Genomic DNA, 654 nt, shown 5'->3' on the forward strand with positions numbered 1-654 from the left:
GGTTAGCAAAATCATCGCATTCACCGGTTGAAGCAAGGTATTGCGGATAACTTCATGCGAAATACCCGGATACATTGTGATCACACCGATTGGTTGAGGAGTAATGTTGTGAACTTTGAATTCACCTTCAGGTTGCGCGTTCACCTTGATGCTGTTGCTAATCTGAATGTTGATGCCCGCTTCCAACAGTGGCGGCAAGTTTGGTGACGTAAATGCATTAAAGCCGTCAGCATGAGATTTTGTGCTGCGGTTGCCACGCATCAACTGATTGTTGAAGAATAAGGTGACTTCGTTGATTGGGTAGTTTGCTGCGATGTGCAGAGCATTTAGTAAGTTTGCTTGACCATCAGAGCGTAGTTCAGCCAAAGGAATTTGAGAACCAGTAACGATAACTGGCTTACCCAGGTTTTCTAGCATGAAAGACAAAGCCGACGCGGTGTAAGCCATCGTGTCAGTGCCGTGCAGAATAACGAAACCATCGTACTTGTCGTAGTTGTCACGAATGTCATCAGCGATTTGTTGCCAGTCTGCTGGTGTCATATCTGATGAGTCGATAAGAGGATCATATTCGTGGATAGTGTATTCCGGCATCTCTGGACGGTGAAATTCCGGCATGCTGGCAAGCTGTTTTTCCATAAAGCCAGCGATAGGAAC

Annotated in this window: 1 protein-coding gene; it reads right to left on the minus strand. The window is 46.0% G+C overall.

Translation table 11 applies throughout. The annotated features are described in order from the left end of the window. Positions 1–654, minus strand: a 654-nt coding sequence (gene ansA, locus R7Z47_RS25190; protein WP_318130809.1) for an asparaginase, incomplete at both ends; no start/stop codon positions are given.

The sequence above is a fragment of the Vibrio sp. 1641 genome, from assembly GCF_033339995.1.
GTDB lineage: Bacteria > Pseudomonadota > Gammaproteobacteria > Enterobacterales > Vibrionaceae > Vibrio > Vibrio alginolyticus.